At 72.9% G+C, this 23,530-nt stretch carries 24 protein-coding genes; 15 read left to right on the forward strand and 9 right to left on the reverse strand.

Annotated features, from left to right (window positions below; all coding sequences use genetic code 11):
* Together VIU94_RS36235 and VIU94_RS36240 are read left to right on the forward strand one after the other, a co-directional pair.
* Window positions 1-993 (forward strand): sensor histidine kinase (locus VIU94_RS36235; RefSeq protein ID WP_414721065.1); only part of this gene is annotated, 993 nt, incomplete at its 5' end.
* 25 nt (window positions 994-1,018) lie between these two features.
* Complete coding sequence (locus VIU94_RS36240; RefSeq protein WP_331918387.1) at window positions 1,019-1,678, forward strand: response regulator; 660 nt, start codon at window positions 1,019-1,021, stop codon at window positions 1,676-1,678.
* A 47-nt stretch (window positions 1,679-1,725) separates the two neighbouring features.
* Here the strand turns inward: VIU94_RS36240 and VIU94_RS36245 are convergent, their stop codons facing one another.
* A complete protein-coding gene (locus VIU94_RS36245) occupies window positions 1,726-2,169 on the reverse strand; it encodes a MarR family winged helix-turn-helix transcriptional regulator (protein ID WP_331918389.1) in 444 nt (147 codons plus the stop codon).
* A 132-nt stretch (window positions 2,170-2,301) separates the two neighbouring features.
* On the opposite strand from VIU94_RS36245, the gene VIU94_RS36250 reads away from it, so the two are divergent.
* The 4 genes from VIU94_RS36250 (at window position 2,302) to VIU94_RS36265 (ending at window position 6,294) form a co-directional block, all read left to right on the forward strand.
* Window positions 2,302-3,402 carry an ABC-2 transporter permease gene (locus VIU94_RS36250; RefSeq protein ID WP_331918391.1) on the forward strand — a complete coding sequence of 367 codons (1,101 nt, stop codon included), beginning with the start codon at window positions 2,302-2,304 and terminating at the stop codon, window positions 3,400-3,402.
* Between the two features lie 145 nt (window positions 3,403-3,547).
* Window positions 3,548-5,008 carry a DUF2252 domain-containing protein gene (locus tag VIU94_RS36255; protein WP_331918393.1) on the forward strand — a complete coding sequence of 487 codons (1,461 nt, stop codon included), beginning with the start codon at window positions 3,548-3,550 and terminating at the stop codon, window positions 5,006-5,008.
* A gap of 73 nt (window positions 5,009-5,081) precedes the next feature.
* Window positions 5,082-5,909 (forward strand): J domain-containing protein, encoded by an 828-nt coding sequence (locus VIU94_RS36260; protein ID WP_331918395.1) that lies wholly within the window; start codon window positions 5,082-5,084, stop codon window positions 5,907-5,909.
* A gap of 40 nt (window positions 5,910-5,949) precedes the next feature.
* Entirely contained in the window at window positions 5,950-6,294 is a 345-nt protein-coding gene (locus VIU94_RS36265; protein ID WP_331918397.1) for a rhodanese-like domain-containing protein, read from the forward strand.
* Window positions 6,295-6,317: 23 nt separating this feature from the next.
* Here the strand turns inward: VIU94_RS36265 and VIU94_RS36270 are convergent, their stop codons facing one another.
* The 6 genes from VIU94_RS36270 to paaA form a co-directional block, all read right to left on the reverse strand.
* Window positions 6,318-7,451 carry an acyl-CoA dehydrogenase family protein gene (locus VIU94_RS36270; protein ID WP_331918399.1) on the reverse strand — a complete coding sequence of 378 codons (1,134 nt, stop codon included), beginning with the start codon at window positions 7,449-7,451 and terminating at the stop codon, window positions 6,318-6,320.
* Window positions 7,452-7,568: 117 nt separating this feature from the next.
* Window positions 7,569-8,657, reverse strand: a complete 1,089-nt coding sequence (locus tag VIU94_RS36275) for a 2Fe-2S iron-sulfur cluster-binding protein (protein WP_331918401.1) — start codon at window positions 8,655-8,657, stop codon at window positions 7,569-7,571.
* Window positions 8,658-9,158, reverse strand: coding sequence for a 1,2-phenylacetyl-CoA epoxidase subunit PaaD (paaD, locus tag VIU94_RS36280; protein ID WP_331918403.1), 501 nt, complete (start codon window positions 9,156-9,158; stop codon window positions 8,658-8,660).
* On the reverse strand, window positions 9,152-9,859 hold the full coding sequence (gene paaC, locus VIU94_RS36285; RefSeq protein WP_331918427.1) for a 1,2-phenylacetyl-CoA epoxidase subunit PaaC: 708 nt from the start codon (window positions 9,857-9,859) through the stop codon (window positions 9,152-9,154). The genes paaD and paaC overlap by 7 nt, the downstream gene beginning before the upstream one ends.
* Before the next feature lie 47 nt (window positions 9,860-9,906).
* Window positions 9,907-10,194, reverse strand: a complete 288-nt coding sequence (gene paaB, locus VIU94_RS36290) for a 1,2-phenylacetyl-CoA epoxidase subunit PaaB (RefSeq protein WP_331918405.1) — start codon at window positions 10,192-10,194, stop codon at window positions 9,907-9,909.
* Entirely contained in the window at window positions 10,191-11,159 is a 969-nt protein-coding gene (gene paaA / locus VIU94_RS36295) for a 1,2-phenylacetyl-CoA epoxidase subunit PaaA (protein ID WP_331918407.1), read from the reverse strand. The genes paaB and paaA overlap by 4 nt, the downstream gene beginning before the upstream one ends.
* Before the next feature lie 111 nt (window positions 11,160-11,270).
* Between paaA and VIU94_RS36300 the strand changes: the two genes are divergently transcribed.
* From VIU94_RS36300 to VIU94_RS36310, 3 genes are all read left to right on the forward strand, one after another.
* Entirely contained in the window at window positions 11,271-12,014 is a 744-nt protein-coding gene (locus VIU94_RS36300) for a DUF5819 family protein (protein ID WP_331918409.1), read from the forward strand.
* Between the two features lie 191 nt (window positions 12,015-12,205).
* Window positions 12,206-13,447, forward strand: coding sequence for an HTTM domain-containing protein (locus VIU94_RS36305; protein ID WP_331918429.1), 1,242 nt, complete (start codon window positions 12,206-12,208; stop codon window positions 13,445-13,447).
* An 80-nt stretch (window positions 13,448-13,527) separates the two neighbouring features.
* On the forward strand, window positions 13,528-14,187 hold the full coding sequence (locus VIU94_RS36310; protein WP_331918431.1) for a TrmH family RNA methyltransferase: 660 nt from the start codon (window positions 13,528-13,530) through the stop codon (window positions 14,185-14,187).
* Window positions 14,188-14,226: 39 nt separating this feature from the next.
* Here VIU94_RS36310 and paaN read toward each other — a convergent pair whose 3' ends face one another.
* On the reverse strand, window positions 14,227-15,924 hold the full coding sequence (gene paaN, locus VIU94_RS36315) for a phenylacetic acid degradation protein PaaN (RefSeq protein ID WP_331918411.1): 1,698 nt from the start codon (window positions 15,922-15,924) through the stop codon (window positions 14,227-14,229).
* Window positions 15,925-16,048: 124 nt separating this feature from the next.
* On the opposite strand from paaN, the gene VIU94_RS36320 reads away from it, so the two are divergent.
* Window positions 16,049-17,554 carry a 3-hydroxyacyl-CoA dehydrogenase gene (locus VIU94_RS36320; protein WP_331918413.1) on the forward strand — a complete coding sequence of 502 codons (1,506 nt, stop codon included), beginning with the start codon at window positions 16,049-16,051 and terminating at the stop codon, window positions 17,552-17,554.
* Between the two features lie 3 nt (window positions 17,555-17,557).
* Window positions 17,558-18,157 carry a TetR/AcrR family transcriptional regulator gene (locus VIU94_RS36325; protein ID WP_331918415.1) on the forward strand — a complete coding sequence of 200 codons (600 nt, stop codon included), beginning with the start codon at window positions 17,558-17,560 and terminating at the stop codon, window positions 18,155-18,157.
* A gap of 127 nt (window positions 18,158-18,284) precedes the next feature.
* On the opposite strand, the gene VIU94_RS36330 is transcribed toward VIU94_RS36325, so the two are convergent.
* Window positions 18,285-18,791 carry an Lrp/AsnC family transcriptional regulator gene (locus VIU94_RS36330; RefSeq protein WP_331918417.1) on the reverse strand — a complete coding sequence of 169 codons (507 nt, stop codon included), beginning with the start codon at window positions 18,789-18,791 and terminating at the stop codon, window positions 18,285-18,287.
* A gap of 177 nt (window positions 18,792-18,968) precedes the next feature.
* Here VIU94_RS36330 and pdhA point away from each other — a divergent pair, with 177 nt between their 5' ends.
* The 4 genes from pdhA to mobA form a co-directional block, all read left to right on the forward strand.
* Window positions 18,969-20,126, forward strand: a complete 1,158-nt coding sequence (gene pdhA / locus VIU94_RS36335; protein ID WP_331918419.1) for a pyruvate dehydrogenase (acetyl-transferring) E1 component subunit alpha — start codon at window positions 18,969-18,971, stop codon at window positions 20,124-20,126.
* Window positions 20,126-21,157 (forward strand): alpha-ketoacid dehydrogenase subunit beta, encoded by a 1,032-nt coding sequence (locus VIU94_RS36340; RefSeq protein WP_331918421.1) that lies wholly within the window; start codon window positions 20,126-20,128, stop codon window positions 21,155-21,157. The genes pdhA and VIU94_RS36340 overlap by 1 nt, the downstream gene beginning before the upstream one ends.
* Window positions 21,157-22,539 (forward strand): dihydrolipoamide acetyltransferase family protein, encoded by a 1,383-nt coding sequence (locus VIU94_RS36345; protein WP_331918423.1) that lies wholly within the window; start codon window positions 21,157-21,159, stop codon window positions 22,537-22,539. Before VIU94_RS36340 ends, VIU94_RS36345 begins: the two co-directional genes overlap by 1 nt.
* A 209-nt stretch (window positions 22,540-22,748) precedes the next feature.
* The coding region (gene mobA, locus VIU94_RS36350; protein ID WP_331918425.1) for an NTP transferase domain-containing protein at window positions 22,749-23,530 on the forward strand (782 nt) is incomplete at its 3' end.

The following is a 23,530-nucleotide window of genomic DNA, read 5'->3' on the forward strand; positions in this document are numbered from 1 at the left end:
GCGATCGCCCAGCTTCGGACCCTGCTCGGCACGATGCGTTCGGGCCAGACCGATCACCGGGAGCCGCAACCGGGGCTCGCGGCCCTGCCGGAACTCATCGAGCGGACCGGCCGTTCCGGGCTGCGGGTGACCTTGACCAGCGACGGCGTGCCGCGGCCGATCCCCGTCGAGGTCGACGTCGCGGCGTACCGGATCGTGCAGGAGGCGCTGACGAACGCGTACAAGCACGCGCCGGGCGCGACGATCGGCGTGGAGCTGCGATACGAGCCGGACGCCTTCGTGGTGGAGGTCGTCAACGGGGCCGCCGTGCTGCCGGCCGGGGACGTGGTCAGCGGCGGGCAGGGGCTGACGGGGCTGCACGAGCGGGCCCGGCTGGTCGGCGGGATGGTGCACGCCGGGCCGGTGGACGACGGCGGGTTCCGGGTCGCCGGGGTGCTGCCGTACGGGGTCGTGGAAGTCACGCCTTTGGTCGATGCGGCCGACGACTTCCGGCAGCAGTCGACGAGCCCTGCGAAAGGCGAGGGTGTTCCCGTCATGAACTGGCGGGCGGACCCGTTGTCCGACCTGTCCTTCACGGAGCGGGAGTTGGCGATGTCGTTGCAGGGGGAGAGGGCCAGGAGCAGGAGCGGAGGGGTCGCGCTGGGCTGCGGGATCGCGGTCGCGGCGGCGGTGCTGCTGGTGATCGCGGGCGGCTTCGGACTCTTCTTCCTGATCGGAGCGGTGAACAAGGCGATGATCGACCCGAAGCAGTACGAGGAGATCACCGTCGGCATGGAGGAGCAGCAGGTCCGTGACCGGCTGCCCAGCGGCGACTCGGTCGCCACGTCGGGGCTGCACGGCAAGGGCCCGAAGGAGCCGGAGGGCTCCCGGTGTCTGGTGCTCATGTCCTCCGACGTGCCGGACGACATAACCGTCGAGACGGAGCCGGTTTTCCGGTTCTGCTTCAAGGACGGCAAGCTGGTCGAGAAGAAGGCGTACGACGTCAGGCGGTAGCCGGTACGGCGGGATGGGGGTGGCCGTGACAGGGCGGCGCATCAGAGTGGTGGTCGCCGACGACGAGCCGCTGATCAGGGCCGGGATCCGGATGATCCTCACCTCCGACCCGGAGATCGAGGTGGTCGCGGAGGCGGCGAACGGCCGGGAGGCGGTCGAGGAGGCCCGGGCGCACGCCGCGGACGTGGTGCTGCTCGACATCCAGATGCCGGTGCTCGACGGGCTCGCCGCGCTGCCGGAGCTGCGGCGGGCGGTCCCGAACGCGCGGGTGATCGTGCTGACCACCTTCGGCGAGCGGGAGAACGTGCTGCGGGCGCTGGAGCACGGCAGCGTCGGGTTCCTGCTGAAGGACACCGCGCCGGCCGAGCTGATCCGCGCGGTGCGGGCGACGGCGGCGGGTGACGCGTATCTCTCGCCGGCGGCCACCCGGCACGTGGTCGACCAGCTGGCGTCCGGCCGGGAGGCGGCCCGCGCCGAGGAGGCCCGGGGGAGGATCGAGGCGCTGAGCGAGCGGGAGCGCGCGGTGCTGGCGCTGCTCGGCGAGGGGCTGTCCAATGCGGACGCAGGCAGACGGCTGCACATGAGCGAGGGCACGGTGAAGACGTACGTGAGCCGCATCCTGGCGAAGCTCGGGTGCGAGAACCGGGTGCAGGCGGCGCTGCTGGCGCGGGACGCGGGGCTGTGAGCAGGGTTCCGGCGGGGCGGGGCTGACCCCGGTCGGAGCGGGTGGGGTCAGCGGACGGGTTCGCCGGAGCCGGCTGCGTTGTAGCGCAGGAGCAGGGCGGCGAACTGGGCCAGGTCGTCGGTGGACCAGTCCTTGAGCCGTTCCTGGTAGGCCGCCAGGCGGCTGGCCTGCGCGGTGGCGAGCATCGCGCTGCCCGCCTCGGTGGGGTGGAGGACCTGCACGCGGTGGTCGTCCGGGTCGGGGCGGCGCTCGACCAGGCCCAGCTTCTCCAGGGCGGCGATCTGCCGGCTGACGGTCGACTTGTCCAGGAGGTAGTGGGCCGCGAGGTCGGTGGCGCGGCAGCCGTGCTGTTCCTCGATGTGGGAGAGCAGCGTGTAGGAGACGAGCGAGAGCTCGGGGTGGACGCGGGCGGCGGCCGCGCGGGCGCGGCGGGCGAACGCGGTCAGCTCGCGCTGGATGATGTCGACGGATGCGTCACGCGTGCCTGACATGGTGCGCTCCTTACTGTTTGCCGCCCGGCGGGCTCCCTCTCAGTTGTACAACACAACGGATTGAGTGTACGGTACAACAGTTTTTGAGTTGTAAAAGCCAACCATTGCCTCAACCGTCGTGGAGGTCCTCCCATGTCCGCAGGGACACGAACGGCATCGGCAACGCCCGGCGCGGCCTGGACCGCCGGGGCGCTGCGGCATGTGCTCGGGCACCTGATCACCCCGCTGTTGATGTGCCTCGGCATGGGCCTGGCCTACCTCGGCGCCTTCCATGCCCCCCAGCCGCACGACCTGCGCGTCGACGTCGTCGGCTCCGGCCCCGGCGCCCAGGTCCTCGCGCAGACCCTGCACGACAAGGGCGCCGGCGCCCTCGACATACGGACCGTGCCCGACCGCGACGAAGCCGTGGCGGCGCTGCGGGACCGGTCCAGCTTCGGCGCGTACCTCCCCGGCGAGCGCCCCGAGCTGCTGGTCGCCTCGGCTTCCTCCGACACCAGCGCGATGGCCGTGGAGAAGGTGTTCACCAAAGTCGCGGCCGGCCAGGGAGCGCCGCTTAAGGTGACCGACGTCGCCCCGGTCTCCGAGGGCGACGCCACCGGCCAGGGCATCTTCTTCCTGCTGGTCGCGGTGAGCATCGGCTCGTACGCCTCCGTCGCCGTGATCGGCGGCGCCGGGGCCGTCCTGCCGCTGCGGATCAGGGCACTGCTGGCCTCCGGCATGTCCCTCGTCGTCAGCCTGATCGGGACGGCCTTCGCCGGACCGGTGTTCCACCTCGTCGACCGGGGGCTGGGCGGACTGTGGGCGATGAGCTGGCTGTACGCGGCCGGCATCCTGCTGATCGGCGTCGGCCTCCACACCTTCCTCAAGCGGTGGACGACGCTCGGCATGATGGTGCTGTTCGTGATGCTCAACTTCACCAGCTCCGGCGGTATCTACCGCCCCGAGTTGCAGCCCGGCTTCTTCGGCTCGCTGCACGCGTTCTGGAACGGCGCCGGGTTCGTCGAGGGTCTGCGCGGCCACGTGTACTTCGACGGGCAGGGACTCGGCCGGAACGTGATCGTCCTCGTCGCCTGGCTGCTCGTCGGCGTCGTGACGATGGCCGCGGCGGGCAGGGCCGAGGGCGTACGACGGCGGGCCGTGGCGCCCGGTGCGGTGCCGGACGGCGAGGCCGCCTCCCGGAAGCGGGCGGGCGCCGAGGCCGAGACGGAGATGGAGGAAGCCGTCGCCGTGTGAGTGACCGTGAGGGTGACGGAGTTGTCCCCAAGGGGCCCGCCGTCCACAGGGGCAGACGGCTGATCGACAGCGCCGGTACGGTCTGGGCAGTTGATGTTGCGCGTCCCACGTCGCGCGACCTGTACGAGAACGGGGAGGGCGTCCCATGGGCGAGGTCCGGGTGGCGGTGCCGGAGCAGCGAAGTGCCGGAGGCGGCGGGCGGGTTCCCGTCGTCCCCGGGTTCGCACGCCGGGCGACCGCGGGGGCGGAAGCGGCGGACTCTCCCAAGGAGCGCGGCAAGCGGCTGCGGGAGCGCGTGCCGCGTGCCGCGCACGCCGCCCTGGTGCTCGCCGACGGCCGGCCGGACGCGGTGCGCGCGGTCGAGGAGTCGAGCCGGGGCCGGGTCGCCGAGCTCGCGCCGATACGGGTCGGCCGGATGGCCGCCACTCCGTTCGCCTTCCTCCGTGGCTCCGCCGGGCTGATGGCCCACGACCTCGCCGGCTCGCCGGTCACCGGCGTCCCCGCGCAGATATGCGGCGACGCGCACGCCGCGAACTTCGGCCTCTACGGCGACGCACGCGGCCGGCTCGTCATCGACCTCAACGACTTCGACGAGACGGTCGTCGGACCGTGGGAGTGGGACGTCAAGCGGCTCGCCGCCTCCCTCGTCCTGGCCGGGCGCACGGCCGGCGCGAGCGAGGACGCCTGCCGGGCGGCGGCGTTCGACGCGGTGGGCGCGTACCGGCGGACCATGCGGCTGCTCGCCAAGCTCCCCGCCCTCGACGCGTGGAATGCGATCGCGGACGAGGAGCTCGTCTCGCACACCGACGCCCGGGACCTGCTCGGGACGCTGGAGCGGGTCGCGGAGAAGGCGCGGAACAACACCAGCGCCCGGTTCGCCGCCAAGTCGACCGAGTCCGTCACGGACGCCGACGGCACGGCCGGCCGCCGCTTCGTCGACGCCTCGCCGGTACTGCGGCGGGTGCCCGACGCGGAGGCCGCCGCCGTCGCCGCCTCGCTCGCCGAGTACCTGGAGACCGTCTCGGAGGACCGGCTGCCGCTGCTCGCCCGGTACGCGATACACGACGTGGCGTTCCGCGTCGTCGGCACCGGCAGCGTCGGCACCCGCTCGTACGTGGTGCTGCTCCTGGACCACCGGGGCGAGCCGCTGGTGCTCCAGGTGAAGGAGGCCAGGCCCTCGGCGCTGCTGCCGTACCTGCCCGCCGCCGGGTTCGACGTCCCCGACGCCGGGCACGAGGGGCGGCGCGTGGTGCTGGGGCAGAAGCGGATGCAGGTGGTCAGCGACATCCTGCTGGGCTGGACGACCGTGCAGGGCAGGCCGTACCAGGTGCGGCAGTTCCGGAACCGGAAGGGGAGCGTGGACCCGGCGGCGCTCACCGCGGACCAGGCCGACGACTACGGCCGGATGACCGGCGCACTGCTGGCCCGGGCGCACGCGCACAGCGTCGACCCCAGGCTGCTCGCCGGCTACTGCGGCAAGAACGAGGAGTTCGACGAGGCGGTCGCGTCCTTCGCTGTCGCCTACGCGGACCGCACCGAAGCCGACCACGCGGACCTGCTGACCGCGGTCCGCAGCGGCCGCATAGCGGCCGAGCTGGGCGTCTAGCCGACGGGGGCGGGGAGGGGGGGAGGGGGAGGGAGGGGGGAGGGCCCCCTCGGATCGACCGTAGGGTGGGTGGGTGACGAGTCGGAGTGACGACGTGGACGTGAGCGACGTGAACGAGGAACGGCCCGAGGCCAGGCTTGAGCGGGCCGTGCGGGCCGCTGAGCAGGCGCTGATCGAGTTCGAGATCGCGGTCGAGACCTTCCGCGTCGAGGTCGAGAACTTCTCCCGGCTGCACCACCAGAAGCTCGGCCCGATGTACGCGCGGCTCGACGAGCTCGACGCGCTGATCGCCGAGGCCCGCGCGGCACGGACCGGCGACCCGGAGGACCTGCGCAGGGCGCAGGAGGCCCGGGCGGTCGTCATGCCGATGCCCGGGGTCGACGAGCTCTTCCATGACTGGCTGGACTCCGACGGCCTGTCCCCCGAGGCCGCCGCGATGCTGACCGACCGGCCCGTGCGGTCGCCGAAGCGCGTACGGCCGAGCGAGGAGGCCCGCAAGCTCTACCGCGAGCTCGCCCGGCAGGCCCACCCCGACCTGGCCCGCGACGAGGCGGAGCGGGTCCGGCGTGAGGAGTTCATCACGCGGGTGAACGCCGCCTACGGGCGCGGGGACATCGCGCTGCTCCAGGAGCTGTCCGAGGAGTGGGCGGCGGGGCCGGTGCCCGAGAGCGAGCGGCCGAGCGAGAGCGAGGAGCTGTACGCGCGCCTGGACTGGCTGGCCCGGCGCAAGGAGCTGCTGACGGTGGTCGCCCGGGATCTGGAGGAGAGCGCGATCGGCTCGATGCTCAAGATGGCCCCGGACGACCCGGACCGGCTGCTCGAGGAGATCGCCGAGCAGCTGCTGGCGCAGGTCGCCGAGCGCGAGGCGGAGCTTTCCGCGCTGACCGGGCCGGTGCAGTAGGTTTTTTCCGTACCCGTACGCACGAGAGAAGGCCTGATCCATGAACTTCGCCCCGCTTCCCTCGGTGGACGCCGCTTCCGTGCCGGCGGACGCCCTGGTGGTCGACGTCCGTGAGGCCGACGAGTGGGCGGCCGGTCACATCGACGGCGCGCTGCACGTGCCGATGAGCGACTTCGTGGCGCGCTTCGGCGAGGTGACCGAGGCCGTGGCCGACGGCCGGCGCGCGTACGTCATGTGCCGGGTCGGCGGGCGGTCGGCGCAGGTCACCCAGTACCTGGTGCAGCAGGGCATCGACGCGGTGAACGTCGACGGCGGCATGCTCGCCTGGGACGGCGCCAGCCGTCCGATGGTCACCGAGGACGGCAGCGCCGCCTTCGTTCTCTAGTCCGACGGCGGTAGCCGGGTGACCTAGCCGAGCGGGTGGGCGGCCAGGAGGCCGCCCAGGGTCTCCTCGTGCGCCGCGGCCGGGCCGAGGGCGAGTTCCAGGTGCTTGGCCCAGGCGTGGAAGCGGTGCAGGGGGTAGTCGGTGTCCGCGCCGAAGCCGCCGTGCAGGTGCTGCGCGGTCTGTACGACCCGGCGTACGCCCTCCGAGGCCCAGATCTTCGCCACCGCGATGTCGCCGGCGACGGGCAGCGCCCCGCCCGCACCGGTGCTGAGCCGCCAGGCCGCCTGCCAGAGGGTGACCTCCATGGCGCGCAGGTCGATGTAGCGGTCGGCGGCCTGGACGGCGACGGCCTGGAAGGTGGCCACGGGGAAGCCGAACTGTTCCCGCTTCCCGGTGTACTGGCTGGTCATCGCCAGCACGCTCTCGCCGAGTCCGAGGGCGAGCGCGCAGGTGCCGGTGGCGAGGACGCCGCGGAGCCATTCCCAGGCGCCTTCGGCGTCGATGACACGGGCGCCGTCGAGCCGTACCGCGTCGAGGCGCGCTTCGGCGAGCAGTTCGCCGGTGGTGGAGTACTGCTCGGCGAGGGTGAGGCCGCTGTGGCCGCGGGGGACCAGGGCGACGACGGCGCGGCCGTCGGGGGTGTGCGCGGGCAGCGCGATCAGGTCGGCGGAGTGGGCCCAGGGGACGGCCGAGTGCAGACCGTCGAGGATCCAGCCGTCGGCGTCCCGGCGGGCGGTGACGGCGAGCTCGGCGGGGTCGTGGCCGGTGCGGCCCTGGGCGCCGACGGTGAGGACGAGCGCGCCGCGGCCGGCCGCGGGCAGGAGCTCGTCGGCGAGCGCGGGGGCGCCGTACCGCTCCACGGTCATGGCGACGGCGCAGTGTTCGAGCAGCGGGACGCGGGCCAGCACGCGGGCGGACTCGCGCAGGACGAGGCAGAGCGCGAGCAGGTCGAGGCCGGCGCCGCCGTGCCGCGGGTCGAGGACGAGTCCGAGCAGGTCGGCGTCGGCGAGGCGGGCCCACAGCGGCCGGTCGAACTCGTCGGACACCGCGCCCGGGGTGAGCGCCGGGCTGGGCACCCGGTCGGGTGTGACGTCCGCGAAGACCCCGCGGGCCGCCTCGACGGCCGCCTGCTGCTCCTCGGTGAAGGTGAAGTCCACAGCCCTGCCCTCCTGTTGCCGCCGGGACGCCCGGACGGCCCGCCGTCCTGCGCGCCCTCAGTCGTCTGACGGAGCGTCAAGATAGAACAGGTTCTAGGGGAAGGGAATGGGCGCGGCTCAGCGGTCGAAGTCCAACTCCACCTCCGCCGTGGCCGGATGGGACTGACAGGCCAGCACATAGCCGGCGTCGGTCTCCTCCGGCTCCAGCGCGAAGTTCCGGTCCATCCGCACCTCGCCCTGCACCAGGAACGCCCTGCACGTGCCGCACACCCCGCCCTTGCAGGCGTACGGGGCGTCGGCGCGGGCCCGGAGCACCGTCTCCAGGAGCGTCTCGCCCTCCTGCACCGGCCAGTCGCCCGACCGGCCGTGCAGGGTCGCGGTCAGCGTCGCGTGCACGGGAGCGCCGGCCGCCGGGGCGGGCGCGGGCGCCGAGCCGTCGTCGACGTGGAAGATCTCCTGGTGGACCCGGGCGCGCGGCACGCCGAGCCCGCGCAGCGCCCGCTCCGCACCCTGGACCAGGCCGAACGGACCGCACAGGAACCAGCCGTCGATCTCGCCGACCGGCAGCAGCGCCGGGAGCAGCGCGCTGAGCCGCTCCTCGTCGAGGCGACCGGACGGCAGCCCGGCCTGCTGCTCCTCCCGGGACAGCGCGGTGACCAGCTGGAAGCGGTCGGGGAAGCGGTCCTTCAGGTCCGCGACCTCGTCGAGGAACATCGTGGAGGCCGCGGTCCGGTCGCTCCGGATCAGGCAGAACCTGGCCCCGGGCTCCCGGGCGAGCAGGGTCGCCGCGATGGACAGCACGGGGGTGATGCCGCTGCCGCCGACGACGGCCGCGAAGTGCCCGGGCCGCGGTTCGAGGACGAACCGGCCCATCGGCTCCATCACCTCGACCGTGTCGCCCACGGCCAGTTCCTTCAGCGCGTACGTCGAGAACTCGCCGCCGTCCACGAGCCGGATCCCCACCCGCAGCACCGGGGCCTCGCCGGCCGGCACGGCCGGGGCGCAGATGGAGTAGGTGCGCCGGATCTCCTCGCCGCTCTGCGCGGTGCGCCGCAGGGCGAGGTGCTGGCCGGGGGTGTGGCGGTAGGTCTCGTGCAGCTCGGGCGGGACCGCGAAGGTCACGGCCACCGCGTCGTCCGTGAGCTGCTCGACCGCGCTCACCCGGAGCGGATGGAACCCGGCCCGTCCGGCGCCTGAGGACAGCATCTACAACTCCTTGAAGTGGTCGAACGGTTCGCGGCAGGCCGTGCAGCGACGCAGCGCCTTGCACGCGGTGGAGGAGAAGCGGCTGAGCAGCTCGGTGTCGGTCGAGCCGCAGTGCGGGCAGCGGATCGCGAGCGTCAGCGGAACGGGTCCGCCGGCCGTCGCCGCCTGCGGGCGCGGCGGGGCTATGCCGAACTCGGTGAGCTTGCGCCGGCCCTCCTCGCTGATGTCGTCCGTCGACCAGGCGGGAGACAGGACGGTGACCACGGACACCTCGGGGACGCCGTGCTCGTGCAGGGCGCGCTCTATGTCCGAGGACATGGCCTCGATCGCCGGGCAGCCGGTGTACGTGGGGGTGAGCTCGACCTCGACCTTGCCGGGCGCCAGGAAGTGCACCCCGCGCAGCACGCCGAGCTCCTCCAGGGTCAGCACCGGCAGCTCGGGGTCGGGAACGGCGCCGGCGATCCGGCTCAGTTCCTCCTCGAGCGCCGTCATGGTCACCACGACGCCCCCGGGTGGCTGCGGTGCAGATGCTGCATCTCGGCGAGCATCCGGCCGAACGGCTCGGTGTGCAGGCCCTGGCGGCCCGCGCCCGCACTCCACGCGCCGCTGCGCGGCCCCTCGGGCACGGTCAGCGTGGCGCGGTGCAGCACGGCGGTGACGGACTCCAGCCAGGCGGCCTCCATCGCCTCCCGGTCCACGTCCAGCCCCTCGACGGGCTGGAACAGCTCGCCGGTGTACCGCCACAGCGCGTCGCAGGCCCGCTGCATCCGCTCGTGGCTCTCGGCGGTGCCGTCGCCCAGCCGCAGGGTCCACTGCTCGGCGTGGTCCTGGTGGTACGCCACCTCCTTGACGGCTTTCGCCGCGAGGCCGGCCAGCGGGCCGTCCCCGGCGGCCAGCTGCGCGTACAGCAGGCGCTGGTACGTGGCGAAGTACAGCTGCCGGGCGATGGTGTGCGCGAAGTCGCCGTTGGGCTGCTCGACCAGTTGCACGTTGCGGAAGGCGCGCTCCTCGCGGAGGTAGGCCAGTTCGTCCTCGTCGCCGATCATCGAGAGCAGGACGCGGGCCTGGCCGAGCAGGTCGAGCGCGATGTTGGCGAGCGCGACGTCCTCCTCCAGGACCGGCGCGTTCCCGGCCCACTCCCCCAGCCGGTGGGAGAGCACCAGGGCGTCGTCGCCGAGGGCGAGCGCGGCCGCGACGGGCACGGCGGGCACTGCGGTGCCGGTGCCGGTGTCGGTGTCCGTACGGGCGGTCACAGGTGCTTCACCCCCTCCGGGATCTCGTAGAAGGTCGGGTGCCGGTAGGGCTTGTCGGCCGACGGCTCGAAGAACGGGTCCTTCTCGTCGGGCGAGGAGGCGGTGATCGCGGCGGACGGGACCACCCAGATCGACACGCCCTCGTTGCGCCGGGTGTACAGGTCCCGGGCGTTGCGCAGGGCCATCTCGGCGTCCGGCGCGTGCAGGCTGCCCGCGTGCGTGTGGGACAGTCCGCGGCGCGAGCGCACGAACACCTCCCACAGCGGCCATCCGTCGGTGCTCATCCCTGCGCCTCCCCGTGCTTCCCGGCGTACGCCGCCGCTGCTTCCCTGACCCAGGCGCCGTCCTCGTGGGCCTGGCGCCGCTTGCTCAGCCGCTGCTCGTTGCAGGGGCCGTTGCCCTTCAGGACCTCCCAGAACTCCGTCCAGTCGATCGCCCCGAAGTCGTAGTGCCCGCGCTCCTCGTTCCACCGCAGGTCGGGGTCGGGGAGCGTCAGGCCGAGGACCTCGGCCTGCGGGACGGCTATGTCGACGAACCGCTGGCGCAGCTCGTCGTTCGAGTGGCGCTTGATCTTCCAGGCCATCGACTGGGCGGAGTGCGACGACTCGTCGTCCGGCGGGCCGAACATCATCAGCGAGGGCCACCACCAGCGGTTCACCGCGTCCTGCGCCATGGCGTGCTGCTCCTCGGTGCCCCGGGACAGGGCGAGCAGCGATTCGTACCCCTGGCGCTGGTGGAAGGACTCCTCCTTGCAGATCCGGACCATGGCGCGCGCGTACGGCCCGTACGAGCAGCGGCACAGCGGGACCTGGTTGGTGATCGCCGCGCCGTCCACGAGCCAGCCGATGGCGCCGACGTCGGCCCAGGTCAGCGTGGGGTAGTTGAAGATCGAGGAGTACTTCTGGCGGCCGGCGTGCAGCTTGTCGAGCAGCTCGTCCCGGCTGGTGCCGAGGGTCTCGGCCGCGCTGTACAGATACAGACCGTGGCCGGCCTCGTCCTGCACCTTGGCCATGAGGATCGCCTTGCGCCGCAGCGAGGGGGCGCGGGTGATCCAGTTGGCCTCCGGCTGCATGCCGATGATCTCGGAGTGGGCATGCTGCGCTATCTGGCGGACCAGAGAGGCCCGGTACGCGTCCGGCATCCAGTCGCGCGGCTCGATGCGCTCGTCCGCCGCGACGGCGGCGTCGAACACCGCCTCGTGGACCGACTCGTCCACCGTCACTGATGTCGCTGACGTCACTGCGGTCATCGGACCCCCTACCGACCGATCGTTCGGTTGAATGACTTCAATGGTGGGTCGGCGGCCCGTAAGGTGTCAACCCTGTGGATAACTGACGGGGCCGATCGGGATCGGGGCGGGATGGACTCGTACGACGACGTGGGCGCGCGAGACGGGCGCACGCAGCCCGGATCCACGCGCCCGGCGCCCCCGCCCGGCGGGGGCATAGCCGGCCTCTCGATGCCCTACCAGGTCGTGGCCGCCGTGGCCCTGGCCGTGGTCGCGGTCCTCGCCTGCGGCCATCTGGCCATGGTGTTCCTGCACGTCGCGCCGTCGAACACGCTGACCAAGCAGAACGGCGAGGCGGTGGACGACTGGATCTATCCCGAGTTCGAGCAGAACTGGAAGCTCTTCGCCCCGAACCCGCTGCAGCAGAACATCGCCGTCCAGGTCCGCGCCGTCGTCGCCTCCCGGGACGGCGGGCGGCGCACCACCGGGTGGATCGACCTCTCCGCCCAGGACGCCGAGAACATACGCGGCAATCCGCTGCCCAGCCACGCGTTCCAGAACGAGCTCCGCCGCGGCTGGGACTTCTATGTGAACTCGCACGACGCCGACAACGAGCCGAACGGCGCGCGCGGCCGGCTCTCCGAGCGTTACGTCCGCCGCATGGTGATGCTCCGCCTCGACGAGGACCGGGTCGGCGGCCGCGTCGAGCGGATCCAGGTGCGCTCCCAGACGCGCTCGGTCGCCAGGCCCCCGTGGGACCGGGACAAGAGCGAGCAGGAGGCCCAGTACCGGACCCTGCCCTGGTGGACGGTGACCGCCGCCGACCTGCCCGAGGGCGCGCGCAAGGACCGCACGGACACGGAGGCCGCCAGGTGACCGGCATCCCGCACGACGGCATACACGGCAGCGACCGAGGCAGCGCCCACGACGCCGCGCACGACAGCGCCCACGACGCCGCGCACGACAGCGCCCGCGACGCCGCGCACGACGGCATACACACGGCAGCGACCGGGGACACCGTGCACGGCAGCGCCCACGAGACGGCGCACGAATCCGCGCCGGCCGGGGTGCCCGCCACCGCGCCCGCCCCGCACCCCCTCCCCGCCTCCGTCCGCCCCGAGCCGCTCGACCGGCGGCTCTCGCGCGCCGTCCAGCGCGTCACGAGCACCGCGCTCGGCCCGCACCAGGCCGCGATCGTCCGCATCGGCTTCGCGCTGACCTGGCTGCTCTTCCTGCTGCGCGAGCTGCCGCACCGCCATGAGCTGTACGGCCCGGACGGGCCCTGGACCTGGGACATGGGCCGGCGGCTGATCGCCGACAACGGCTCGTTCACGGCCCTGATGTGGTCCGACAGCCATCTGTGGTTCGAGATCGTCTATGCCCTCGCCGTGCTCTCCAGTGCCCTGCTGCTGGTCGGCTGGCGTACCCGGGCGATGTCCGTGGTCTTCATGGCCGGGGTGCTGTCGCTGCAGAATCGCTCCATCTTCATGGGCGACGGCGGCGACAACGTCGTCCACATCATGGCGATCTACCTCGTCCTGACCCGCTGCGGCCAGGTCTGGTCGCTGGACGCGCGGCGGGCCGCCCGCGCCCCGCAGGACCCGGAGCGGCGGGACGTCGTGGGGCCGCTCCTGTGGACGGTGCTCGGCGGGTTCCTGCTGGCCGCCACGTACTTCTCCGGCCGCACCGGCGAGGCCTGGCTCCTTTCGCTGCTCTGGGTGCTCTGGCTGTCCCAGGCGCTGTGGTGGATGGTGTGCCGGTACGCCCCGGGCGAGCCGCGCACGCTGCTCGACGTCCTTGCGAACCTCGTGCACAACGCGACGCTGGTCGTGATCATGGCCGAGGTCTGTCTGATCTACGCCACGGCCGGCTGGTACAAGATCCAGGGCTCGCGCTGGCAGGACGGCACGGCCCTGTACTACCCGCTCAAGCTGGACTACTTCACGCCCTGGCCCGCGCTCTCCGACGTGCTGGCGTCCAGCGGCGTGATGGTGATGCTGCTGACCTACGGCACGGTCCTGGTGCAGGTCGCGTTTCCGTTCACGCTCTTCAACCGCAAGGTCAAGAACGTCCTGCTGGTCGCGATGATGCTGGAGCACGCGGGGATCGCGGTGCTGCTCGGGCTGCCGTTCTTCTCGCTGGCGATGATCGCCGCGGACGCGGTGTTCCTGCCGACGGCGTTCCTGGTGTGGCTGGGCGCGCGGGCGATGCGGGGCCGGGACCGGGCTCTGGCGCGGGTGGGCCGGGGCACGGTGCCGAGGCCGCGGCCGGCGGAGGCGGAGGGCGCTCCCCGTACCCTCGTCGGGTGAGCACCAGCACCGCCGAAGAGCCGAGCACGCCGGACGAGCCGAACCGATCGGACGACTCGGGCGCGCCCGTCCAGCCGGACGTGCCCGTCCAGCCGGGCGAGCCGATCCAGTACGACGAGGGCTACGGGACCGAGGTCGGCGTCGGGCCGCACCCCGAGCCCTGGCCGCGCGGCGAGCGGTACGACCCTGAGCTGCTGGCCGGCGGCGACCGGCGCAACGTCGTCGACCGCTACCGATACTGGACGCGGGAGGCGATCGTCGCCGATCTCGACACCCGGCGGCACGACTTCCACGTGGCCGTGGAGAACTGGGGCCACGACTTCAACATCGGCTCGGTGGTGCGGACCGCGAACGCGTTCCTGGCCAGGGAGATCCACATCGTGGGGCGGCGGCGCTGGAACCGGCGCGGGGCGATGGTCACCGACCGGTACCAGCATGTCCGCCACCACCCGGACACGGAGTCGCTGACGGCCTGGGCCGCGGCCGAGGACCTGCCGATCATCGGGATCGACAATCTGCCGGGCGCGGTGCCGCTGGAGCGGACCGTGCTGCCGCGCCGCTGTGTGCTGCTGTTCGGGCAGGAGGGGCCGGGCCTCACCGAGGAGGCCCGGAAGCACGCCGCGATGGTGTGCTCGATCGCCCAGTTCGGCTCGACGCGGTCGATCAACGCGGGCGCGGCGGCGGCGATCGCCATGCACGCGTGGGTCCAGCGGTACGCGGACGTGCCTGAGGTCCAGTAGCCCCCAGGCCCGCCCGCGCATCGCACGGGCGGCCGGGCCTCAGGCCTGGCGGCGGACCTCCACCACGCGGAAGCGGTTGGCGACGAACGCGCCGTCGCACAGCGCCGCGTTGGCAGCCGGGTTGCCGCCGGAGCCGTGGAAGTCGGAGAACGCCGCGGTCTGGTTGACGTAGACGCCGCCGGTCAGGTTCAGCGAGAGCTGCGCCGACTCCTCCAGGCAGACTTCCTCGACGGCGCGCTCGACGTCCGCGGACGTCGTGTACGCGCCGACGGTCATCGCGCCCTTGTCGCGGATCGTGCGCCGCAGCAGCTCCACCGCGTCCGCGGTGGACTCGACGCGGACGGCGAAGGAGACCGGGCCGAAGCACTCGGCGAGGTACGCGGCCTGCGCCTCGGGCTTGGAGCCCTCCAGCTTCACGATCACCGGGGTGCGGACGACGGCCCCGGGGAAGTCCGGGTTCGCCACCTCGCGCGACTCCAGGGCCACCTCGCCGAGCCCCGCGGCCGCCTCCAGGCGGGCCTTCACATCGGGGTTGACCAGGGCGCCGAGCAGCGCGTTGGCCCTGGCGTCGTCGCCGAGCAGACCGCCGACGGCGGCCGCGAGGTCGGCGACGACCTCGTCGTACGACTTGGGGCCGGCGTCGGTGGCGATGCCGTCGCGCGGGATCAGCAGGTTCTGCGGGGTGGTGCACATCTGGCCGCTGTAGAGCGAGAGCGAGAAGGCCAGGTTGGAGAGCATGCCCTTGTAGTCGTCGGTGGAGTCGACGACGACCGTGTTGACGCCGGCCTTCTCCGTGTAGACCTGGGCCTGGCGGGCGTTGTCCTCCAGCCAGTCGCCGAAGGCGGTGGAGCCCGTGTAGTCGATGATCTTGATCTCGGGGCGGACGGCCAGGGTCTTGGCGATGCCCTCGCCGGGCCGCTCGACGGCCAGCGCGACCAGGTTCGGGTCGAATCCGGCCTCGGCGAGCACCTCGCGGGCGACCTTGACGGTGAGCGCCAGCGGGAGCACGGCGCGCGGGTGCGGCTTGACCAGGACGGGGTTGCCGGTGGCGAGGGAGGCGAACAGGCCCGGGTAGCCGTTCCAGGTCGGGAAGGTGTTGCAGCCGATCATCAGCGCGATGCCGCGGGCGACCGGGGTGAACTGCTTGGTCAGCTCCAGCGGGTCGCGCTTGCCCTGCGGCTTGGACCAGGCGGCGTCGCCGGCGGGGGTGCGGGTCTGCTCCGCGTACGCGTACGCCACGGCCTCCAGGCCGCGGTCCTGCGCGTGCGGGCCGCCGGCCTGGAACGCCATCATGAAGGCCTGGCCGCTGGTGTGCATGACGGCGTGCGCGAACTCGTGGGTGCGGGCGGAGATCCGGGCGAGGATCTCGACGCAGACCAGGGCGCGCAGCTCGGGCCCGGCGTCGCGCCAGGCGGCCGCGCCGGCGCGCATCGCGGGCAGCAGCACGTCGATGTCGGCGTGCGGGTACTCGATGCCGAGGACGGGGCCGTACGGCGAGATCTCGCCACCGGTCCAGCCGTCCGTGCCGGGCTGGTCGAGCTCGAAGCGGCCGTCGAGGAGGGCCTGGTACGCGGCGAGGCCGTCGGCGGCGCTCAGCGAGCCGTTCTCCCCGTAGGCCTTGGGGTGCTCGGGGTGCGGGGACCAGTAGGCACGGGTGCGGATGGTGTCGAGTGCCTGGTCGAGCGTCGACCGGTGCCTCTCGGCCAGGTGGTCGGTGGTCAGCTGAGCGGCGGCCATCAAGGACCAACTCCTCGGTGAGCTGGGCAGGAATAGGCGGACAGAGTTAGAGTAACCGAACGATCGGTCGGTACAAGGGGGTCCGCAGAACCTGTGGATGACCGAGTAGGGGAGGATCACCGACATGACCGCCATCGAGCACAGCCGAACCGTCTCCGTCGTCGGCACCGGCACCATGGGCCAGGGGATCGCCCAGGTGGCGCTGGTCGCGGGCCACCCGGTCCGGCTCCACGACACCGTTCCCGGTCGGGCCGAGGCCGCCGCCGCGGCGATCGCCGCCCGGCTGGACCGCCTGGTCGAGAAGGGGCGGCTGGACGCGGAGGCACGCGCCGCCGCCGTCGCCCGACTGTTCCCGGCCGAGCAGCTCGCCGAGCTGGCCGACAGCGCCCTCGTCGTCGAGGCCGTGGTCGAGCGTCTCGACGTCAAGCAGGAGCTCTTCGCCGCGCTGGAGAAGGTCGTCGACGACGCCTGTCTGCTCGCGACCAACACCTCCTCCCTCTCCGTCACGGCCGTCGCCGGTGCGCTGCGGCTGCCGGAGCGTTTCGTCGGGCTTCACTTCTTCAATCCGGCGCCCCTGCTGCCGCTCGTCGAGGTGGTCAGCGGGCACGCCACCGCCGATGCCGCCGCCACCGCCGCGTACGACACGGCGAAGGCCTGGGGGAAGACCCCGGTGCGCTGCGCCGACACCCCCGGCTTCATCGTCAACCGGATCGCCCGCCCCTTCTACGCCGAGGCGCTGAAGGTGTACGAGGAGCGCGCCGCGGACCCGGCCACCATCGACGCCGTGCTGCGCGAGAGCGGCGGCTTCAAGATGGGCCCGTTCGAGCTGACCGACCTGATCGGCCAGGACGTGAACGAGGCGGTCACCCGTTCGGTGTGGGAGTCCTTCTTCCAGGACCCGAAGTTCACGCCCTCGCTGGCTCAGCGCCGCCTGGTCGAGTCCGGCCGTCTGGGCCGCAAGTCCGGCCAGGGCTGGTACTCGTACGCGGAGGGCGCGACGCCCCCCGAGCCGCACACCGCCCCGGCGACCGAGCCGCCCGCGGAGATCGTCGTCGAGGGCGAGCTGGGGCCGGCGAACGAGCTGATCGCGATGGCCCGCGAGGCCGGGATCACGGTCCGCGAGACGGAGGAGGACCGCGGCACCCGGATCCTGCTGCCGAGCGGCGGGCAGCTCGCGCTCGCCGACGGCCAGACCTCGGTCGAGTTCCGCGACGTCGTCTACTTCGACCTGGCGCTGGACTACCGGGCGGCGACCCGGGTCGCGCTGGCCGCCTCGGAGGTCACGTCCTGGGAGACGCTCCGGGAGTCGATAGGCCTGTTCCAGGCCCTCGGCAAGAAGGTCAGCGTCATCGGGGACGTCCCCGGCATGATCGTCGCCCGCACCGTGGCGATGCTGGTCGATCTCGCCGCCGACGCCGTCGCCAAGGGCGTCGCGTCCGCCGAGGACATCGACACCGCGATGCGGCTGGGCGTCAACTATCCGATCGGCCCGGTCGAATGGGGCCGCAGGCTCGGCTCCTCCTGGGCGCACGAACTGCTCGACGAACTCCACACGCGGGTGCCCACGGGGCGCTACGCGCCCTCCCTGGCGCTGTACCGCCGCACCTACGCCGAGATGGGGGGCGAGTGAGCCATGACGACGGCGAAGCGTGACACCTACACGCCGGAGACGCTGCTCTCGGTGGCGGTGCGGGTCTTCAACGAGCGCGGCTACGACGGCACGTCCATGGAGCACCTGTCCAAGGCCGCCGGCATCTCCAAGTCCTCGATCTACCACCACGTGGCGGGCAAGGAGGAGCTGCTGCGGCGCGCGGTGAGCCGGGCGCTCGACGGGCTCTTCGGGATCCTGGAGGAGTCCGGGGCGCTGCAGGGCCGGGCGGTCGAGCGGGTCGAGTACGTGACGCGGCGGACGGTCGAGGTGCTGACCGCGGAGCTGCCGTACGTGACGCTGCTGCTGCGGGTGCGCGGCAACACCGGGACCGAGCGGTGGGCGCTGGAGCGGCGCCGCGAGTTCGACCACAAGGTGGCGGAGCTGCTGAAGGCGGCCGTCGCCGACGGGGACCTGCGGGCGGACGTGGACATCCGGCTCGCCACCCGCCTGCTGTTCGGCATGGTGAACTCACTGGTCGAGTGGTACCGGCCGCACCCGGGGGCCGGCGGCGAGACGGACCGCGAGCAGCTCGCGGACACCGTCGTGCACCTCGCGTTCGACGGGCTGCGGACGGCGCGCTGAAGCCTTTGCGCAGGCCCGCACGTCAAACCTTGTCCCCGGGCCACGCGCTGAAGCCTTGTCCCCGGGCCACGTGCTGAAGCCTTGTCCCCGGCCAACGCGCTGAAGCGCTGTCCCCGCCCCGTCCGCGCTACGGCCGGTCGGGGTCCAGGTCCGTCTCCTCGAAGACCAGCAGGGTGCGGGTGGACAGCACCTCGGGGATCGACTGGATCTTCGTCAGGACGAGCTCGCGCAGCGTCCTGTTGTCCGGCGTGTGCACCAGCAGCAGCACGTCGAAGTCGCCGCTGACCAGGGCGATGTGCGCGGCTCCGGGCAGGGCCTGGAGCTGTTCGCGCACCGTGCGCCAGGAGTTCTGGACGATCTTGAGGGTGATGTACGCGGACGCGCCGTGGCCGGCCCGTTCGTGGTTCAGGCGTGCGCTGAAACCGCGGATCACGCCGTCGTCGATCAGCCGGTTGATCCGCGCGTAGGCATTCGCCCGGGAGACGTGCACCCGTTCGGCCACGGAGCGTATCGAGGCGCGACCGTCCGTCTGGAGGATGCGCAGGATGGCCTTGTCGATCGCGTCGAGCGGGCGCGGCGCGAGCGCGTGCTCCCCGCTGTCGGTCCCGCCGTCGGCCATTTGTTCATCCGCCATGTCCCCCCGCCTCTCTCCTTTGGACGACCTGCCTCTATCCCAGGCTGTGGAGAACCGATTGTCCACAGGCTGAGGGCGCCTGTAGCCAAAATGCGTCCACGACCGAACAATCGGTAGGTGAGGCGCGCCACATTCGCGCCACCCGCCTTCGGGTCTTATGCCCGCTCCCACGAGGAGGTGGACTCGTTGCAACAGCGCAGTTCGACAGTCCAAGCGCCGCCCGCTGCCGTCGCCTACCGGCCCACCCCGCCGCCGGCCTGGCAGCCGCGCACCGACCCCGCGCCGCTGCTGCCCGACGCCTCGCCCTTCCGGGTGATCGGCACGGACGCGATGGCCGACGCCGACCCCGCGCTGCTGCGCCGGCTGTACGCCGAGCTGGTGCGCGGCCGGCGGTACAACGCGCAGGCCACCGCCCTCACCAAGCAGGGCCGGCTTGCCGTCTACCCCTCCACCACCGGCCAGGAGGCCTGCCAGGTCGCGGCCGCGATGGCCCTGGAGGAGCGGGACTGGCTCTTCCCCTCGTACCGCGACACCCTCGCGGCCGTGGCCCGCGGGCTCGACCCCGTGCAGGCCCTGACGCTGCTGCGCGGCGACTGGCACACCGGGTACGACCCGCGCGAGCACCGCATAGCCCCGCTGAGCACCCCGCTGGCCACCCAGCTGCCGCACGCCGTGGGTCTGGCGCACGCCGCCCGGCTCAAGGGCGACGACGTGGTCGCGCTGGCCCTGGTCGGCGACGGCGGCACCAGCGAGGGCGACTTCCACGAGGCGCTGAACTTCGCGGCCGTCTGGCAGGCCCCGGTGGTCTTCCTCGTGCAGAACAACGGCTTCGCCATCTCCGTGCCGCTCGCCAAGCAGACCGCGGCCCCGTCCCTGGCCCACAAGGCGGTCGGCTACGGCATGCCGGGCCGGCTGGTCGACGGCAACGACGCGGTGGCGGTGCACCAGGTCCTCACCGAGGCGATCGCCCGCGCCCGGCGCGGCGGCGGACCGACCCTGGTGGAGGCGATCACCTACCGGATCGACGCGCACACCAACGCCGACGACGCCACCCGCTACCGCGGGGACAGCGAGGTCGAGACCTGGCGCGAGCACGATCCGATCCGGATTCTGGAGCGGGACCTGACGGAGCGCGGAGTGCTCGGCGAGGACGGCGTACGGGAGGCGGCCGAGGCCGCGGAGACGATGGCGGCGGCGCTGCGCGAGCGGATGAACGCCGACCCGGTGCTCGACCCGATGGACCTCTTCGCGCACGTGTACGCGGAGCAGACGGCACAGTTGCGCGAGCAGGCGGCGCAGCTGCGGGCCGAGCTCGACGCCGAGAGCGAGGCGTGATGACGAGAGCGACGACGGTGGCGAAGACGGTGGCGGCGAAGCCGCGCCCGGCCACCATGGCGCAGGCGCTGCAGCGCGCCATGCGGGACGCGATGGCCGAGGACCCGACGGTCCACGTGCTCGGCGAGGACGTCGGCACGCTCGGCGGCGTCTTCCGCGTCACCGACGGGCTCCAGAAGGAGTTCGGCGAGGACCGCTGCACGGACACGCCGCTCGCGGAGGCCGGCATCCTCGGCACCGCCGTGGGCATGGCGATGTACGGGCTGCGGCCGGTCGTCGAGATGCAGTTCGACGCCTTCGCCTACCCGGCGTTCGAGCAGCTGATCAGCCATGTCTCCCGGATGCGCAACCGCACGCGCGGCGCGATGCCGATGCCGCTGGTGGTGCGGGTGCCGTACGGCGGCGGAATCGGCGGCGTCGAGCACCACAGCGACTCCTCCGAGGCGTACTACATCGCCACCCCGGGCCTGCACGTCGTCACCCCGTCCTCGGTGGAGGACGCCTACGGGCTGCTGCGGGCGGCGATCGCCTCCGACGACCCGGTGATCTTCCTGGAGCCGAAGCGGCTCTACTGGTCGAAGTCCGACTGGTCGCCCGAGTCGCCGGCCGCGGTCGAGCCGATCGGCAAGGCGGTCGTGCGCCGCCCGGGGACCAGCGCCACGCTGATCACGTACGGCCCGTCGGTTCCGGTCTGCCTGGAGGCGGCCGAGGCCGCGCAGGCCGAGGGCTGGGACCTGGAGGTCGTGGACCTGCGCTCGCTGGTGCCGTTCGACGACGAGACGGTCTGCGCGTCCGTGCGGCGCACCGGCCGGGCGGTCGTGGTCCACGAGTCGACCGGCTTCGGCGGGCCCGGCGGGGAGATAGCCGCCCGGGTGACCGAGCGCTGCTTCCACCACCTGGAGGCGCCGGTGCTGCGCGTCGCCGGCTTCGACATCCCGTACCCGCCGCCCATGCTGGAGCGGCACCACCTGCCCGGCGTGGACCGGATCCTGGACGCGGTGGGGCGGCTGCAGTGGGAGGCGGGGAGCTGATGGCCCAGGTGCTCGAGTTCAAGCTGCCCGACCTCGGCGAGGGTCTGACCGAGGCGGAGATCGTGCGCTGGCTGGTCGCCGTCGGCGACGTGGTCGCCGTGGACCAGCCGGTCGTCGAGGTCGAGACGGCCAAGGCGATGGTCGAGGTGCCCTGCCCGTACGGGGGCGTGGTCACCGCCCGGTTCGGCGAGGAGGGGACCGAACTCCCGGTCGGCGCACCGCTGCTGACGGTGGCCGTGGGGGAGCCGGCCGACGGTGACGGGGCCGGAGCGGCCGCGGCCGCGCGGCAGCCCGAGGCGAAGGACGCGGAGTCCTCCGAGTACTCCGGGAATGTGCTGGTCGGCTACGGCACGGCGGGCCCCGCGGCCCGGCGTCGCCGGGTCCGACGGGACGCTCCGGCGGTGGCGTCCGCGCCTGCCGCTGTCCCGGCTGCCCCGGCTCCTGTGACGGCTCCGGTCGTGGTCGACGGGCCGGTGCCGGTCATCTCGCCGCTGGTGCGCAAGCTGGCCCGCGAGAAGGGCCTGGACCTGCGCGCGCTGCGCGGCTCCGGTCCCGACGGTCTGATCCTGCGGGCCGACGTCGAGCGCGCCGTGCGCGCGGCCGAGACGCCCGTGGCAGCTCCGGCTACGGCCGCGGCCCCTTCGGTCGTCGCCGTCGGCGAGCGAAGCGAGATGGGGGCGCCCCCGGCCGAAGGCTGGGAGAGGGTTCCGCTGCGCGGGATCCGGGGTGCGGTCGCGGACAAGCTGTCCCGCAGCCGTACCGAGATCCCCGACGCGACCTGCTGGGTCGACGCGGACGCGACGGAGCTGATGGCGGCGCGCACCGCGATGAACGCGGCCGGCGGGCCGAAGATCTCGCTGCTCGCGCTGCTTGCCCGGATCTGCACCGCCGCGCTCGCGCGGTTCCCGGAGCTGAACTCGACCGTGGACATGGCCGCGCGCGAGATCGTCCGGCTGCCGTCCGTGCACCTGGGCTTCGCCGCCCAGACCGAGCGGGGTCTCGTCGTCCCGGTGGTCCGTGACGCGCACACGCGGACGGCGGAGTCGCTCACGGCCGAGTTCGCGCGGCTGACGGAGTCCGCCCGGCAGGGCACGCTGACTCCGGCGGACCTGACCGGCGGCACGTTCACGCTGAACAACTACGGGGTGTTCGGGGTCGACGGATCCACGCCGATCATCAACCACCCCGAGGCGGCGATGCTGGGCGTGGGCCGGATCATCCCCAAGCCCTGGGTCCACCAGGGCGAGTTGGCGGTGCGTCAGGTCGTGCAGCTTTCCCTCACGTTCGACCACCGGGTCTGCGACGGGGGCACGGCGGGCGGCTTCCTGCGCTACGTCGCGGACTGCGTGGAGAACCCGGCGGTACTGCTCCGCACGCTCTGACCGGACCGCACCGGACGGGATCGCACCCGACCAGCCCTGACGCCCGGACCGAGGCTCTTCCCCTGCCTCGGTCCGGGCGTCTTTCGTCGTCGTATCCGGCGTCCTATCCGTCTCGTAGGCGTCTCGTAGGCGTCTTGTACGCGTCTTCGTCCGTGAGACGTGTCGCACGGTGGGGCCGGGTTCGCGAAGCCGCGGATCATACTGCTGGGGTGACCACCTCGTATGACGCCATCGTGCTCGCCGGGGGCGCCGCCACGCGGCTCGGCGGGGCGGACAAGCCCGGTGTGAGCGTCGGCGGGCGCGCGCTGCTCGACCGCGTGCTCGCGGTGTGCCGGGCCGCGGGGCGGACCGTCGTCGTCGGCGACCCCCGCCCGACCGTCCGGCCCGTGGCCTGGGCGCGGGAGGAGCCGCCCGGCGGCGGGCCGCTCGCCGCGTTCGACGCGGGGATGCGGCAGGTCGACTCCGACGTCGTGCTGGTGCTCTCCGCGGATCTGCCGTTCCTCGGCGAGACGACCGTACGGCGACTCGTCGACGCCCTGACCGGCGACGGGACGACCGACGCGGTCCTCGCGGTCGACGCCGACGGACGCGACCAGCCGCTCGTCGCCGCGTACCGGACGCGGTCCGTACGGCAGCTGCTGGCATCCGTGGCCGAGGAACGCGGCGGGCTCGCCGGGCTGCCGCTGCGACTGCTCACCCAGGGGCTCCGGACCGCCCGGATCGCCGCGGACCCCCTGGCCTCCTTCGACTGCGACACCTGGGAGGACATCGCCGCGGCCCGGGCACGGATCAGGGAGCATGGGAACGTGCTGGACGAATGGATCACCGCAGTCAAGGACGAACTGGGCATCGAACTCGACGTCGACACCGGCGTCCTGCTCGACCTGGCGCGCGACGCCGCGCACGGGGTCGCCCGGCCCGCCGCCCCGCTGACCACCTTCCTGGTCGGGTACGCGGCGGCGCGGGCGGGCGCGGACGGCGGCCCCGAGGC

It is taken from the genome of Streptomyces sp. (genome assembly GCF_036566765.1).
Lineage (GTDB): Bacteria > Actinomycetota > Actinomycetes > Streptomycetales > Streptomycetaceae > Streptomyces.

Excerpts from the sequence above, each read along its gene's own strand:
- VIU94_RS36275 (WP_331918401.1), bottom strand. The coding sequence starts at position 8,657 with ATGCTGTCCTCAGGCGCCGGACGGGCCGGGTTCCATCCGCTCCGGGTG.
- VIU94_RS36340 (WP_331918421.1), top strand. The coding sequence starts at position 20,126 with ATGACGAGAGCGACGACGGTGGCGAAGACGGTGGCGGCGAAGCCGCGC.
- VIU94_RS36320 (WP_331918413.1), top strand. The coding sequence starts at position 16,049 with ATGACCGCCATCGAGCACAGCCGAACCGTCTCCGTCGTCGGCACCGGC.
- VIU94_RS36345 (WP_331918423.1), top strand. The coding sequence starts at position 21,157 with ATGGCCCAGGTGCTCGAGTTCAAGCTGCCCGACCTCGGCGAGGGTCTG.
- paaB (WP_331918405.1), bottom strand. The coding sequence starts at position 10,194 with ATGAGCACCGACGGATGGCCGCTGTGGGAGGTGTTCGTGCGCTCGCGC.
- VIU94_RS36325 (WP_331918415.1), top strand. The coding sequence starts at position 17,558 with ATGACGACGGCGAAGCGTGACACCTACACGCCGGAGACGCTGCTCTCG.
- VIU94_RS36330 (WP_331918417.1), bottom strand. The coding sequence starts at position 18,791 with ATGGCGGATGAACAAATGGCCGACGGCGGGACCGACAGCGGGGAGCAC.
- VIU94_RS36265 (WP_331918397.1), top strand. The coding sequence starts at position 5,950 with ATGAACTTCGCCCCGCTTCCCTCGGTGGACGCCGCTTCCGTGCCGGCG.
- VIU94_RS36245 (WP_331918389.1), bottom strand. The coding sequence starts at position 2,169 with ATGTCAGGCACGCGTGACGCATCCGTCGACATCATCCAGCGCGAGCTG.
- VIU94_RS36300 (WP_331918409.1), top strand. The coding sequence starts at position 11,271 with ATGGACTCGTACGACGACGTGGGCGCGCGAGACGGGCGCACGCAGCCC.
- paaN (WP_331918411.1), bottom strand. The coding sequence starts at position 15,924 with ATGGCCGCCGCTCAGCTGACCACCGACCACCTGGCCGAGAGGCACCGG.
- paaA (WP_331918407.1), bottom strand. The coding sequence starts at position 11,159 with ATGACCGCAGTGACGTCAGCGACATCAGTGACGGTGGACGAGTCGGTC.
- VIU94_RS36255 (WP_331918393.1), top strand. The coding sequence starts at position 3,548 with ATGGGCGAGGTCCGGGTGGCGGTGCCGGAGCAGCGAAGTGCCGGAGGC.
- VIU94_RS36250 (WP_331918391.1), top strand. The coding sequence starts at position 2,302 with ATGTCCGCAGGGACACGAACGGCATCGGCAACGCCCGGCGCGGCCTGG.